The organism is Curtobacterium sp. MCBD17_032, assembly GCF_003234855.1.
Taxonomy (GTDB): Bacteria; Actinomycetota; Actinomycetes; order Actinomycetales; family Microbacteriaceae; genus Curtobacterium.
Window position 1 is genome coordinate 365,933 of sequence record NZ_QKTO01000003.1, and the last position, 13,222, is coordinate 379,154.

General features: G+C 72.9%; 12 protein-coding genes. 8 read left to right on the forward strand and 4 right to left on the reverse strand.

Features of this window, described 5'->3' with window-relative positions; all coding sequences use genetic code 11:
- Positions 1–49 precede the first annotated feature (49 nt).
- Genes DEI91_RS07250 through DEI91_RS07260 form a run of 3 tightly spaced genes read left to right on the forward strand, consistent with a single transcriptional unit; the run spans position 50 to position 2,962 of the window.
- Complete coding sequence (locus DEI91_RS07250; protein ID WP_111051622.1) at positions 50–1,111, forward strand: DUF2092 domain-containing protein; 1,062 nt, start codon at positions 50–52, stop codon at positions 1,109–1,111.
- Positions 1,108–2,097, forward strand: a complete 990-nt coding sequence (locus DEI91_RS07255) for an ABC transporter ATP-binding protein (RefSeq protein ID WP_258374325.1) — start codon at positions 1,108–1,110, stop codon at positions 2,095–2,097. Before DEI91_RS07250 ends, DEI91_RS07255 begins: the two co-directional genes overlap by 4 nt.
- On the forward strand, positions 2,084–2,962 hold the full coding sequence (locus DEI91_RS07260) for an ABC transporter permease (protein WP_258374326.1): 879 nt from the start codon (positions 2,084–2,086) through the stop codon (positions 2,960–2,962). The genes DEI91_RS07255 and DEI91_RS07260 overlap by 14 nt, the downstream gene beginning before the upstream one ends.
- Positions 2,963–3,032: 70 nt before the next feature.
- Here the strand turns inward: DEI91_RS07260 and DEI91_RS07265 are convergent, their stop codons facing one another.
- Together DEI91_RS07265 and DEI91_RS07270 are read right to left on the reverse strand one after the other, a co-directional pair.
- The gene (locus DEI91_RS07265; protein ID WP_111051623.1) at positions 3,033–4,094 is read right to left on the reverse strand and encodes an NADP-dependent oxidoreductase; all 1,062 of its coding nucleotides are present in this window, start codon (positions 4,092–4,094) and stop codon (positions 3,033–3,035) included.
- Between the two features lie 232 nt (positions 4,095–4,326).
- On the reverse strand, positions 4,327–5,238 hold the full coding sequence (locus DEI91_RS07270) for a metallophosphoesterase (RefSeq protein ID WP_111051624.1): 912 nt from the start codon (positions 5,236–5,238) through the stop codon (positions 4,327–4,329).
- Between the two features lie 58 nt (positions 5,239–5,296).
- On the opposite strand from DEI91_RS07270, the gene DEI91_RS07275 reads away from it, so the two are divergent.
- On the forward strand, positions 5,297–6,295 hold the full coding sequence (locus DEI91_RS07275) for a low specificity L-threonine aldolase (RefSeq protein WP_258374327.1): 999 nt from the start codon (positions 5,297–5,299) through the stop codon (positions 6,293–6,295).
- Positions 6,296–6,406: 111 nt separating this feature from the next.
- Here the strand turns inward: DEI91_RS07275 and DEI91_RS07280 are convergent, their stop codons facing one another.
- Together DEI91_RS07280 and DEI91_RS07285 are read right to left on the reverse strand one after the other, a co-directional pair.
- A complete protein-coding gene (locus tag DEI91_RS07280; protein ID WP_146244230.1) occupies positions 6,407–6,925 on the reverse strand; it encodes a hypothetical protein in 519 nt (172 codons plus the stop codon).
- A 55-nt stretch (positions 6,926–6,980) separates the two neighbouring features.
- A complete protein-coding gene (locus DEI91_RS07285; RefSeq protein WP_111051627.1) occupies positions 6,981–8,186 on the reverse strand; it encodes an ROK family protein in 1,206 nt (401 codons plus the stop codon).
- A gap of 131 nt (positions 8,187–8,317) precedes the next feature.
- Between DEI91_RS07285 and DEI91_RS07290 the strand changes: the two genes are divergently transcribed.
- The 4 genes from DEI91_RS07290 to DEI91_RS07305 are packed head-to-tail and all read left to right on the forward strand — an operon-like array spanning position 8,318 to position 13,207.
- Positions 8,318–9,619 carry an ABC transporter substrate-binding protein gene (locus DEI91_RS07290; protein WP_111051628.1) on the forward strand — a complete coding sequence of 434 codons (1,302 nt, stop codon included), beginning with the start codon at positions 8,318–8,320 and terminating at the stop codon, positions 9,617–9,619.
- An 11-nt stretch (positions 9,620–9,630) separates the two neighbouring features.
- Positions 9,631–10,563: a carbohydrate ABC transporter permease gene (locus DEI91_RS07295; protein ID WP_111051726.1), complete on the forward strand. Its 933-nt coding sequence runs from the start codon at positions 9,631–9,633 to the stop codon at positions 10,561–10,563.
- A complete protein-coding gene (locus DEI91_RS07300; RefSeq protein ID WP_181439518.1) occupies positions 10,563–11,480 on the forward strand; it encodes a carbohydrate ABC transporter permease in 918 nt (305 codons plus the stop codon). The genes DEI91_RS07295 and DEI91_RS07300 overlap by 1 nt, the downstream gene beginning before the upstream one ends.
- Before the next feature lie 38 nt (positions 11,481–11,518).
- On the forward strand, positions 11,519–13,207 hold the full coding sequence (locus DEI91_RS07305; RefSeq protein ID WP_111051629.1) for a glycoside hydrolase family 13 protein: 1,689 nt from the start codon (positions 11,519–11,521) through the stop codon (positions 13,205–13,207).
- Positions 13,208–13,222: the final 15 nt, after the last annotated feature.

Below are 13,222 nucleotides of genomic sequence, written 5' to 3' on the forward strand. Positions count from 1 at the left end.
GACTCCGATGCACCACCGCGGGTCCGATGCTCGACCGAGGGGAACCCCCATGAAGAAGTCCGTCTGGCTGCCGGCACTCATCGCGCCCGTCGTCGTCGCCGGGGCCGTCGCCGCTCCGGCACTGGCGAACGCCGCCGCCACGCCCGTCGCGGGCGCGGACCCGACCGCCGCCGCGGTCATCGCCAGCATCGCCGGGTCCTCGGACGCGCAGTACTCGGCGAAGCTCTCGCAGACGAGCGACCTCGGGCTGCCGGAACTGCCCACGGGCTCCGGGGGCTCGTCGCTCGAAGGGGACGCGTCGGACGCCCTCGGTCTCCTCACCGCGTCGCACACCGCCCGCGTCTACGTCGACGGCGCCGCGAAGCAGCGGGTGCAGGTCACCGAACAGCTCGCCGAGCAGGACCTCGTCCGCAACGGCGACACCGTGTGGACCTGGGACTCGGAGGAGCGCACCGCGACGAAGGTCACGCTGCCGAGCCGCACCGCCCAGGCCCCGGGTCCCGGCACCACCACCCCGACCGACCTCGCCGAGCGGGCGATCGACGCGATCACGCCGACGACGGCGGTGTCGAAGCCGGTCGCGACCTCGGTCGCCGGCCACGACGCCTGGCTCCTGACGCTCACCCCGAAGTCCTCGGACACCCTCGTCGGCGCGGTGCAGATCGCCGTCGACCAGCAGACCGGACTGCCGCTGCGTGCGTCGGTGACCGCCGCGGGGAAGACCGATCCCGCGTTCCAGGTCGGCTTCACGAGTCTTGAGTACGGCGCACCGGCAGCGCGGCTGTTCGACTTCACGCCGCCGACCGGCGCGGACGTCACCACGAAGGACCTCTCCGACGTCGACCCCGGCGCTCGCGGACACGGCGCCGCGGACGACGGCGGTGCGACGGTCACCGGCAGCGGATGGGACACCGTCGTGACCCTGCCCGCCGGGACCACCGTCCAGGCCGACCTCGGCTCGGACGCCTCCGGGCTCCTCGACCAGCTCACGACCGCGGTCGACGGCGGTCGCGCGGTGCAGACCTCGCTCGTCTCGGTGTACCTGACCGACGACGGCCGTGTCCTCGCCGGCGCGGTGCCGGTCGCGACGCTGGTCGCCGCCGCGACGTGACGACGGGGACGGACACCGAGGCCGCGCACCGGGAGACCACGGACACCCCGATCGAGCTGGCCATCCGCACGACCGGCCTCCGGAAGGTGTTCCGGAAGCAGCGCGCCGTGGACGGCATCGACCTCGCGGTGCCGCGTGGTTCGGTGTTCGGGTTCCTCGGGCCGAACGGCTCCGGCAAGACCACCACGATCCGGATGCTCCTGGGCCTGTCCAACGCCACGAGCGGCTCGATCGAGGTGCTCGGTGAGTCGATGCCGCGCGGACTGCACGCGGTGCTCCCCCGGGTCGGCGCACTCGTCGAGGGTCCGGCGTTCTACCCGTACCTGTCCGGCCGGGCGAACCTGTCCCGCTTCGACGCGGCCGACCCGACCTCCGATCCCCGCTCGCGGAAGGACCGGGTCGCACGGGCACTCGACCGCGTCGGTCTGACGCACGCCGCCGACAAGAAGGCGCACGCGTACTCGCTCGGCATGAAGCAACGCCTCGGACTGGCGAACGCGCTGCTCACCCCGCGCGAGCTCCTCGTGCTCGACGAGCCGACGAACGGCCTCGACCCGCAGGGCACCCGGGAGGTCCGGCACCTCATCCGTTCGCTGGCGGACGACGGCACGACGGTGTTCGTGTCGAGTCACCTGCTGGCCGAGATCGAACAGGTCTGCACGCACGCGGCCGTGATGCGGACCGGGTCGATCGTCGCGCAGGGCCCGCTGGACGACCTCCGTGCCGCCGGCGCGCGGACCGTCACCGTCCGGACCCCCGACATCGGTCAGGCCGGGGTCGTGCTCACCCGACTCGGTCTCGTGCCCCGGCGCGACGGCGGTTCGGACGTCCTGGTCGCCGACCTCACCGCCGCGGTCGAGCCGGAGACCATCACCGCCGAGCTCGTCCGTGCCGAGGTACGGGTGCGCGGCATCGCGGTCGGCGGCGGCACGCTCGAGGACCTGTTCGTCGCACTGACCGGGGAGGGGTTCGATGTCGCAGGGTGACACGGCGGCCCGGTCCGCCCCCACTCCGCCGGCACCGGGCGTTGCACGGCGCACCCGTCCGTTCGCGCTGCTCGGCTCCGAACTCGCGCTCGTGTTCCGCCGTCGCCGGACCTGGGCGATGCTCGGGGCGCTCGCCCTCGTGCCGATCCTCATCGCGGTCGCGGTCCGGCTCACCACGGACGGCGACGACGGTGGCCCGGCGTTCCTCGGGGACATCACGAACAACGGTCTGTTCGTGTCGTTCACGGCGTTGACCGTCTCGATCCCGCTCTTCCTGCCCCTCACGGTCGGGGTGGTCGCCGGTGACACCGTCGCGGGCGAGGCGAGCCACGGCACGCTCCGCTACCTGCTCGTCGCCCCGACGGGACGGGTGCGGTTCATCCTCGTGAAGACCGTCGGCGCCGTCGCGTTCTGCCTCGCCGCCACCCTGCTCGTCGTCCTGGCCGGGGCCGCGATCGGTGCCGCGCTGTTCCCGGTCGGGCCGGTCACGCTGCTCTCCGGAACGCAGGTGGACGGGTGGTCGTACGCCGGCCGCGCGGTGCTGCTCGCGCTGTACGTGACACTGTCGATGCTCGGCCTGGTGGCGATCGGACTGTTCGCGTCGACGCTGACGAACGTGCCGGTCGGGGCGATGGCCGCGACGGTCGTGCTGGCCGGGGCATCGCAGGTGCTCGACCAGCTCCCGCAGCTCGACTGGCTGCACCCGTTCCTGTTCTCGCACCTCTGGCTCGGGTTCGGCGACCTGTTGCGCGACCCGATCTCGTTCGACTCGTTCGGCAGCAACGCGCTGCTCCAGCTCGGGTACCTGGCGGTCTTCGGCGCACTCGCCTACGGCCGGTTCGCCAGCAAGGACGTCCTGAGCTAGGTCGGGACCGAGCACCGCGGCACAGCAGCCCCGGCACTGCGGCACTGCGGGCGCCGCGGCACTGGCCGTCTCAGTCGGCGCCGCGGGCCGCGGGCGAGCCGCTCTCGAGGGTCCCCTCGGCCTTCTCGTGCGCGTAGACGTCGCGGAGGTCGCGGGCCTTCTCGGACCGGTACCAGTCCTGCCGGGCGCCGGTCTCGACGGGCTGCATGCCGACGACGACCTTGCCGCGGGAGTGCATCTCCGCCAGGTCCTCGTACGCGTCGACGATGTACTCGAACGGGTAGAAACCGGAGATCAGGACCTGCACGCGGCGGTCCTCGACGGCCTTCACGAGGTACGTGATGAGCTCACGCGCCTCCGGGTCGGACGCCGGGGCACGGAGGAACCGGAGTTCGGCGTCACGCCGGTCGTCCGACGACACGAACCGCTTCTCGTCCACACCGAGCCGGCCAGCGAGCGTGCGCGCGGACTCGTCACCGTGGTTGTCGATGAAGGCGGTGACCGGCCGGCCCTCCGCGATCTCGGTGATCCGGGCCTCCTCACCGTCCCCGTAGGCGACCGGCAGGATGCCGATCTGGCGCAGGTAGTCGTGGTTCCGCGGGCTGCCGAGCCCGATGACGGTCGCGCCGGCGTCGCGGGCGAGCTGGCACTGGATGTGCCCGACGCCGCCGGCGGCAGCACTGATGACGACGGTGTCGTCGGGGCCGAGTCGGAGCTTCCGGACGACGTCGACGGCGGTGCACCCCGCCAGGTAGAGGCCGCCGGCCACCTCCCACCCGACGTGGGTCGGCTTGATGACGACGGCGTCGCGGGGCACGACCACCCAGGTGGCGTGTGAGCCGCCCTCGGGCGCGTGGCCCATGACCTCGTCGCCGACGCGCAGGTCCTTCACCCCGTCGCCGCGGGCGCGGACGATGCCGGCGAGGTCGACGCCCTGGCGTGCCGGGAAGTCGACGTGGACGTGGTCCTGGAGCTTGCCCTCGCGGAGGAACCGCTCGATGTGGTTGAGACCGGCGGCGATGACCTCGACGAGGACCTCGCCGGGCCCGGGCGTGGGGCGTTCCTGCGGCACGACCTCGACCACGTCGAAGTCGCCGTACCGTTCGTACTGCACTGCGCTACCGGTTCGCATGTCTTCCTCCTCGGACCTCGTGTCCGTCCGTCCTACTCGCCGCTCCCCTGTCGGGGCCCGCGGATGTGGAGGACTCGCAGGGACCGGACGGACGGGAGGCACGGTGCGGGCCCGGCAGGCGCCTCCCGTCCGGTGGGGCCACGTCGCGGCGGCCCGCCGCGGGACGGGAGACGGGTCCGGCACGTGCCTGCCGTCCAGTGGTCCCGGCGGCGGCGACCGGCGGTGCCGCCGGTCAGGACGGACCGAAGGCGGCCGCGATGCGGGCCGCGGTGGCCCCGTCGAGGTGCAGCGCCCGCCGGTCGGCGTCCGGACGGGGCACGCGGACCGGGGTCGACCAGATCGAGCCGTCCTCGGCCAGGTCGACCACCAGGGCGCCGGTGCCGACGAGCGCGGTCTCCTCGTCGTACGGCCCGGCGACGTCGTTGTCGTTCGCGACCCCGGGTGCGACGAGGACGGGGACGCCGCCGAGCGACCCGGCGAAGTGGTGGTGGTAGTGGCCGCCGAGCACCACCCGGACGTCGGTCCCCCGCAGGACGGCGGCCAGGTCCTCGGGGTTGCGGAGCTTCAGCGCGTCGTGCAGCGAGGTCGGTGCGGGCAGCGGCGGGTGGTGCAGGACGACGACGGACCCGTGGGGTGCCGGCTCGGCGAGGGCGGTCCGCAGGTGGTCCGCCGCGGTCACGGACAGTTCGCCGTACCCGGCGCCCGGGACGCTCGTGTCGACGGTGACGATCCGGCGCCCCGCGACGAGGGACTGCCCGGCCACCGGGACCGCGGGGTCGTGGTGCTCCATCGTGTGCATCAGGGGACGCCCGCCCTCGCCGAGGACGTGTCCGTCGAACAGGACCCTGCGGAACCCCTCCCGCCGGTCGTGGTTGCCGGGGACGGTCACGAACGCGGCACCGTGCCGCCCCGACCAACCGCCGACCAGGTCGCGGACCGTCGCGTACGACTCCGGGGACCCGTCCTCGGACACGTCGCCGGAGACGACGACGAGCCCCACGCCGTCGAGCCCGTCGACGTGGTCGAGCAGGGCCGTCAGCGCCGCCGGGGTGTCGACGGTGCCCTGGTGCAGGGCGCCGTCGCCGGTCAGGTGGGTGTCCGACAGGTGCAGGACGCGGAGGGTTCCGGGAGCGGGAGGCTGCATGTCGCACACCGTAGCCGGGCCGTGCAGACGAGGGCCGTCTCCGGGTTACCGTTGTCCGGTGATCGACCTGCGTTCCGACACCGTCACCCGTCCCACCCCGGCGATGCGCCGCGCCATGGTCGACGCCGACGTCGGTGACGACGTGTTCGGCGAGGACCCCGGGACGACCGCGCTCGAGCGGGAGGTCGCCGCGCTCCTCGGGCACGAGGCCGGCCTCTTCACCCCGTCCGGGTCGATGGCGAACCAGCTCGGGCTCCGCCTGCTCGTCGGCCCCGGCGAGGAACTGCTCGCCGACGTGCAGGCCCACGTCGTCCGCGCCGAGCTCGGTGCCGCCGCGGTGTTCTCCGGCATCACGACGCGGACCTGGGCGTCCGAGCGCGGCCGCCTGGTCGCCGACGCGGTGCGGGAGATCGCGGAGCCGAACGCCGGCGCGTACTCGGTGTCGACGACGGCGATCGCGGTCGAGAACACCCACAACTTCGGCGGCGGCACCGTGCAGCCCGTCGCCGAGGTCCGTGCCGTGCAGGCGTTCGCCCGCGAGCACGGCATCGGCCTGCACCTGGACGGCGCCCGACTGTGGAACGCCCACGTGGCGTCGGGCACCCCGTTCCGCGACCTGGCGAGCGGGTTCGACACGGTGTCGGTCTGCATGTCGAAGGGCCTCGGCGCACCCGTCGGGTCCGTGCTCGTCGGGTCGGCGGACCGGATCGCCGCCGCGCGGATCTGGCGGAAGCGCTACGGCGGGGGCATGCGGCAGACGGGCATGCTGGCCGCTGCCGCGCGGTACGCCCTGCACGAGCACGTCGACCGCCTGGCCGAGGACCACGCGAACGCCCGTGTGCTCGCCGCGGCGCTCGACGTCGACCCCGCGACCGTGGACACGAACATCGTCTTCGCGCAGGTGTCCGACCCGGACGCCTTCGTCGCCGCCGCCGAGGCCGCGGGCGTCCGGGTCATGCGACTCGGACGGACGACGGTGCGGCTCGTCACCCACCTGGACGTCTCGGCGGAGGACGCCGCACGGGCCGCCGAGGTGCTCGCCACGCTGCCGCGCTGACCCGGCGGGCGACCGCGGGAAGCGCGGCGACCGTGTCCGTGCGCGGACGCCGACGACGCCGTCGGTCCGCAGCGGCCGGAGCGACGGCAGGCCCCGGCGTCAGCGTCAGCGTCAGCGCCGTCGACGGAGCGCAGCCCGTCCGAGCACGACACCGACGATCCCGCAGAGCACGCCGACGACGCCGAGCGGGTCGGTGGGCGACACCCGGACGAGCACGACGGCGCCGCCGAGCAGCAGGACCCCGGCGGTGCCGAGACCGAGGCGGACGGAAGCCCGCCGCGACCGTCCCACCACCGGGGGCCCCGACGGCGGCCAGGGCACGGGCCTCCCGGCTCCGGCTCCGGGCGGGACAGACGGCTCGGCCGGGCCGACGAGCACCGCACCGTGCTCGTCGATCCAGCGTCCGACGCCGATCCGGGGGCACGCTCCCTGCACCTGGCGGACGAGGGTCTCGAGATCGGCAGGCGCCCGGCGGCCCGTCGCCCGGCTGAACGACACGTCGTGGGTGATGTGCCCGTCCGGCCACCAGGCGTCGTACCGGCAGACGCGCACCGGCCGACGGCGGGACCGGGACGGGCGGTACGACGCGACGGCGCGCACCGCGACCGCGCGCTCGTGCTCGTCCTCCACGCCGTCCATCGTGCCACCGCCGGGCGCCACTCGTCGGTCGGGACGGGGCGGCTCGTCAGCCGACGGCCACCGACGCGTCCGTCGGCCGCAGCTCGAACGACAGGGGGTCCGCCCGGACCGTGTCGAGCGCGAGCGCGACGGCACCGGTGACGACGACGTCCGCCCCGAGCGTCGACGCGACGATCTCCGGCACCGGATCGAACCGCCCGCTGCCGAGCACGGCCGAGGCGCGGTCGATGACGGCCCCGGCGTGCCCGGCGATCGCTCCGGCCACCACCACGCGGTCGATGTCGAGCAGACTCGCCAGCAGGACACACACCCGCGCGAGCAGGTCCCCGAGCTGGTCCACGACCTCGAGCGCCACGGCGTCGCCGTCGTCGGCAGCGTGGAACACGGCACCCGCGTCGACCCCACCGCCCGCGACGGCGCGGCCCAGGGGACTGTCCGGGTCGATCCGTCCGGCCTCCACCGCAGCGGCGACGGCGGTCCGGGCGGCGGCGCCGAGACCGTCGGAGGACCCGACGCCCACGACGAGCTCGAGGGCGCGCAGCTCCCCCGCGCCGCCACGGGACCCGCGGAGCAGCACACCGTCGACGACGAGGCCGGCACCGAACCGCTCCCCCGCGAGCAGCGCTGCGAAGGACGCTTCCGGAGCGGACGGCCGCTCCGCGAAGGCGGCGAGGTTCGCGTCGTTCTCGACGACGACCCGAGCGCCGGGGACGACCGTGGCGAAGCCGGGGTTCATGCGGACCCAGAAGCCTCCGTCGTCCGGTGAGGCGCCGCGGGCGTCGACCGGTGCGGGCACACCGACGGTCGTCACGAGGACCCGTTCGGCGTCCGCTGCGGCTGCGGCGAGCGCGGCGGCGACGGTGGTCCCGACCGCGTCGAGCCGGAACCCGACGTCGAGCCCCCGCGTGCCGAGGTCGGTCTCCGCGCGCGCGAGCACGGCGCCGCGGAGGTCGGCGACGAACGCAGCGACCCGGTGCTGTCCGGCGTCGACGCCGACGACGAGTCCCGCCGTCGGGTCGAGTTCGTAGCGCCGTGCGGGTCGACCGATGCGGTACTCGCCGGCGGTGCGCGCGTCGTCGAGCTCCGTCAGCCAGCCACGGGCGACGAGGTCCTCGCACGCGGCGAGCACCGTCGAGCGGGTCAGGCCGGTGGACTCCATCGCCTCGGACGCGGTGAAGACGCCGACGTCGAGCGCGTGGTCGAGCACGGTCTCCGCGCTGGAGGCACGGGGAGACCCTCGACGTTGCGGCATGGAGGGAGACTACCGCGGCCCGGATTGCTTGCGCGAGTAGATATTGTCCGTATATTTAGTTCAGCGGGCGGCATCGGAGCCGCTCGTGCACCGGGACGGCGAGGGCGCCGGTCCCGGCGAACGGAGACGACGTGCAACCACGCGCCACACGGGTCGGCAGCGCTTCCGCGCTGAGCCGGCGGTCGTTCCTGCTCGGGGCGGGCGGCATCGCCAGCGGCCTCGCACTCGCCGGCTGTGCGCCGGTCGGGTCCGCCGGAGCACGACCCGAGACGATCAGCTTCTACGTGTCGAAACCCGAGGTGATCGGGTACTTCGACGAACTCATCGCGCAGTTCCACCGGACGCAGTCGCGGATCCGCGTGGTCCGTGACTCGACGTCGAGCATGTCCGCGAACTTCGTGCGGAACAGCCCGCCGGACCTCGGCTGCTGGAACTACAACTTCTCCGTCGTGCCCTTCGTGGAGCACGGGGCGCTCACGGACCTCTCGGACCTGCCCGAGGCCGCCACGATCAACCCCGACCTGTGGCCGCTCATGGAGCAGACCGCCGACTACCCGGGCCGGAAGAGCGCGCTGCCGTACTCCGTGACCGCCGCGTCGGTCATCTACGACCGAGCGCTGTTCGCCGCGCAGGGGCTCGACGTCCCGACGACGTGGTCCGAGTTCGCCGACCTGTGCCGGCGTCTGCAGCAGGCCGACATCACGCCGCTGTACGGCACGTTCAAGGACAACTGGACGATCGCGCAGGGCATGTTCGACTACAGCATCGGCGGCATGATCGACACCCCGGCGACGTTCGCGGCACTCCGCGCGGCAGGGACCCGCGTGGGCACGGGTTCGGCGCCGTCGTTCGCGGAGGACTTCGCCGCCCCGATGGAGCGGATGGCGCAGCTGCGCGAGTGGCACCAGCCGGGGGCGGTCAGCCGCGGGTACGGCGACGGCAACCTGGCCTTCGCGCAGGGGAAGGCGGCGATGTACCTGCAGGGGCCGTGGGCGCTCGGCGAGATCGCCAAGACCACGCCCGACATGGACCTCGGGACGTTCCCACTGCCCGTGACCGAGGACCCCGCCGACCGGAAGGTACGGGTCAACGTCGACCTGGCGCTCTGGATCCCGGAGGCGTCCCGGAAGCAGGAGGCGGCACGGGAGTTCCTGTCGTTCCTCATGACTCCGGCGGTGAACGACCGGTACAACGCGGACAACAACGGGTTCGGCGTCCGCGAGGACGCCCCGCCCGCGTCGAACCCGGCCCTGCGCGGCATGCAGTCGTACTACGACGACGCCGCCTTCTACCTCGGCGCCTCGCAGCTCATCCCCGCCGAGATCCCCGTCGCGAACTACGCGCAGTCGATCGCGTTCGGCGGCGACCCACAGCGACAGCTCCGCACCCTCGACTCCGACTGGGCGCGCCTGGCGCTCCGCTCGGCCGCGTGAAGGAGACGACCATGACCCTCACCACCAAGGCGTCCGCGAGCCGCACGCACGCGCGGACCACGGGCCTCCCGGCCGGACGCCGGCGACGCCCGCGCACCGATCCGCTGTTCCTGGCGTTCCTGCTGCCCACCCTCGTCCTGTTCACGCTCGCCATCACGCTCCCCGCCGTCATGGGCATCGTGCTGAGCTTCACGAACTCCGTCGGGTTCGGCGAGTTCCGCTTCATCGGCGTCACGAACTACGTCGCGGTGTTCTCCGACCCGGCGATCCTGCAGGCGTACCTGTTCACGATCGGGTTCTCGCTCGTCACCGTGCTCGTCGTCAACGCGGTGGCGTTCCTGCTCGCGATCGCCCTGACCTCGAAGGTGCGCGGCAAGATCGCGCTGCGGGCGGTGTTCGTGCTGCCGATGGTCATCTCCGGCATCGTCATCGCCTACGTGTTCTCGTTCCTGTTCGCGAACAGCCTGCCGGCGCTCGCGACCACGCTCGGGATCGCCCCGCTCGAGCAGAGCATCCTGGCGGACCCGGACCTGGCGTGGATCGCGATCGTCGTCGTCACCGCCTGGCAGGCGATCCCCTCGACCCTGCTCATCTACATCGCCGGGGTGCTGTCGATCCCCGGCGAGGTGTACGAGGCGGCATCGCTCGACGGTGCCGGCGGATGGCGCCAGCTCCTGTCGATCACCGTGCCGCTGACGGCCGGGTACATCCTCATCAACCTCGTCATCGGCTTCAAGAACTTCCTGAACTCGTACGACATCATCGTCGGCCTCACCGACGGTGGCCCCGGCACCTCGACGACCAGCGTCGCGATGTCGATCTTCAAGGGCTTCAACGGCGGCGACTACGCCTACCAGATGGCCAACGCGACGATCTTCTTCGTGATCGCCGTCGTGATCGCCGTGATCCAGCTGCGGGCCACCCGCGGGAAGGCAGCGCTCTGATGTCCCTGCAAGCACCCCTCCGACCGGGCACGACGGCGACCGGCAGCATCCGGTCCGTGGACGCCGACCGGACCGCCGGCGGTCGCGGCGCGGGTCGGCGCGAGCGCGCCAACTGGCCGGTCACGATCGTCCTCGTCCTCTGCGCGCTGTCCGTGCTCGTCCCGCTCTACGTCACCCTGACGATGGCGTTCAAGACCACCGGGCAGGCGGTCGACGGCAACGCGTTCTCGCTCCCCGCCCCGTTCAGCGTCGACGGGTTCGCGCAGGCCTGGGAGCTGACCGACTTCCCGCGGGCCTTCGGCATCTCGGTGCTCGTCGCGGCGATCACCGTCGCCGGCACGATCCTGCTCGCCTCGTTCACCGCGTACGCGATCGCCCGGAACTGGGACCGCCGCCTGTTCCGGTGGTCGTTCTTCTACCTGCTCGCCGCGATGTTCCTGCCGTTCCCCGTGCTCGCCCTGTCGCAGGTGAAGCTCACCGGACTGGTCGGGCTCGACAACCCGATCGGCGTCGCGATCCTGCACGTCATGTTCCAGCTGTCCTTCAGCGTGCTCCTCTTCACCGCGTTCCTGCGATCGATCCCGGCCGAGCTGGAGGAGAGTGCCCGCATCGACGGTGCGAGCACGGGGCAGGTGTTCTGGCGACTCGTGTTCCCGCTGCTGGCACCGATGAGCGCCACCGTCGGCATCTTCGCGTTCCTCGCGTCCTGGAACGACTTCGTGATGCCGTCGCTGATCACCTCCGACCCGGCACTGCAGACCCTGCCGGTGCTGCAGCAGATGTTCCAGACCCAGTTCAGCAACAACTACAACGTGTCGTTCGCCTCGTACCTGATGGCGATGGCCCCGGCGATCATCGTCTACCTCATCACGCAGCGGTGGGTCATGGCCGGTGTGACGCAGGGGGCCATCAAGTGACCGGCACCTCCCCGACCCCGACCGAAGGAAGCAACCCCATGACCGACGTGCTCGACCCGGCCGTGCAGCCGACGACCCCCGCGACCGACGAGACCTGGTGGCGGCAGGCGAGCGTCTACCAGATCTACCCCAGGTCCTTCGCGGACGCCGACGGCGACGGGATCGGCGACCTGCGCGGTGTCACCGACCGGGTGCCGTACCTGACGTCCCTCGGCGTCGAGGCGGTCTGGCTGAGCCCGTTCTACCCGTCCGCCCTCGCCGACGGCGGCTACGACGTGGACGACTACCGGGACGTCGACCCCCGGCTCGGCACGCTCGACGACTTCGACGCGATGGTGGCGGCACTGCACGGCGCCGGCATCCGCGTGATCGTCGACGTCGTCCCGAACCACACGAGCGACCGGCACGCGTGGTTCCGCGAGGCGCTCGCGTCCCCGAAGGGCTCCCCCGCGCGGGCCCGGTACGTCTTCCGCGACGGCACCGGTCCGTCCGGCCAGGACGCCCCCGCCGACTGGGTGTCGATCTTCGGCGGCCCGGCGTGGACCGCGGTGGGCGACGGCCAGTGGTACCTGCACAGCTTCGCGAAGGAGCAGCCGGACCTGGACTGGTCGAACCGGGAGGTCCGCGACGACTTCCTGCGGACGCTGCGCTTCTGGTCCGACCGCGGGGTCGACGGGTTCCGCATCGACGTCGCGCACGGTCTGGCGAAGGACCTGCCGGACGGCGACCTGCCGACATGGGCCGAGGTCTCCGCGATGCCGAAGGACGGCACGCACCCGCTCTGGGACCGCGACGAGGTGCACGAGATCTACGCCGAGTGGCGCCGGGTGTTCGAGGAGTACACACCGGCCCGGACCGCGGTCGCCGAGGCCTGGGTGCCGGCGGACCGGCGTGCCCGCTACGCCAGCGCCGAGGGACTCGGGCAGGCCTTCAACTTCGACCTGCTCGAGGCGGACTTCGACGCCGGGCAGTTCCGCTCGGTCATCGAGTTCAACCTCGGTCTGGCGGAGCAGTCCGGGTCGTCGACCACCTGGGTGTTCTCGAACCACGACGTCGTCCGGCACGCCACCCGGTACGCGCTGCCCCCGCGCAGCGGCGACGCCGAGCACGCCCCCTCGACCGACAAGCAGGGCAGCGCCTGGCTGCTCGCCGGCGGGTCACAGGAGGACCTGGACCGCGACCTCGGCCTGCGCCGGGCGCGCGCCGCGACCCTGCTCGAGCTCGCGCTGCCCGGCTCCGCGTACCTGTACCAGGGCGAGGAGCTCGGCCTGCACGAGGTCGGCGACGTCCCGGACGCCGACCGCCAGGACCCGGCGTACTTCCGCAACCCGGGCGTCGACGTCGGTCGTGACGGCTGCCGCGTCCCGATCCCGTGGACCCGGACGGGCGAGAGCTTCGGGTTCGGCCCGGGCGGTGCGCACCTGCCGCAGCCGGCCTGGTTCGCGGCGTCGAGCGTCGAGGCCGAGGACGCCGACCCCGACTCGACCCTGAACCTGTACCGCGCGGCACTCCGGCTGCGCCGCGCGCTGCAGTCCGAGGAGCACCTGGAGTGGCTCGAGACCGGACGCGAGGACGTCCTGGCCTTCCGCCGCCCGAACGGGTGGACGAGCGTCACCGTGTTCGGCGACGAGCCGTACCGGCTCCCCGAGGGCGAGCTGCTGCTCGCGAGCGCCCCGGTGACGGACGGCGTCCTCGCCGGCGTGGGGACCGCCTGGCTACGGCCCTGACGCGACCCGGGGACG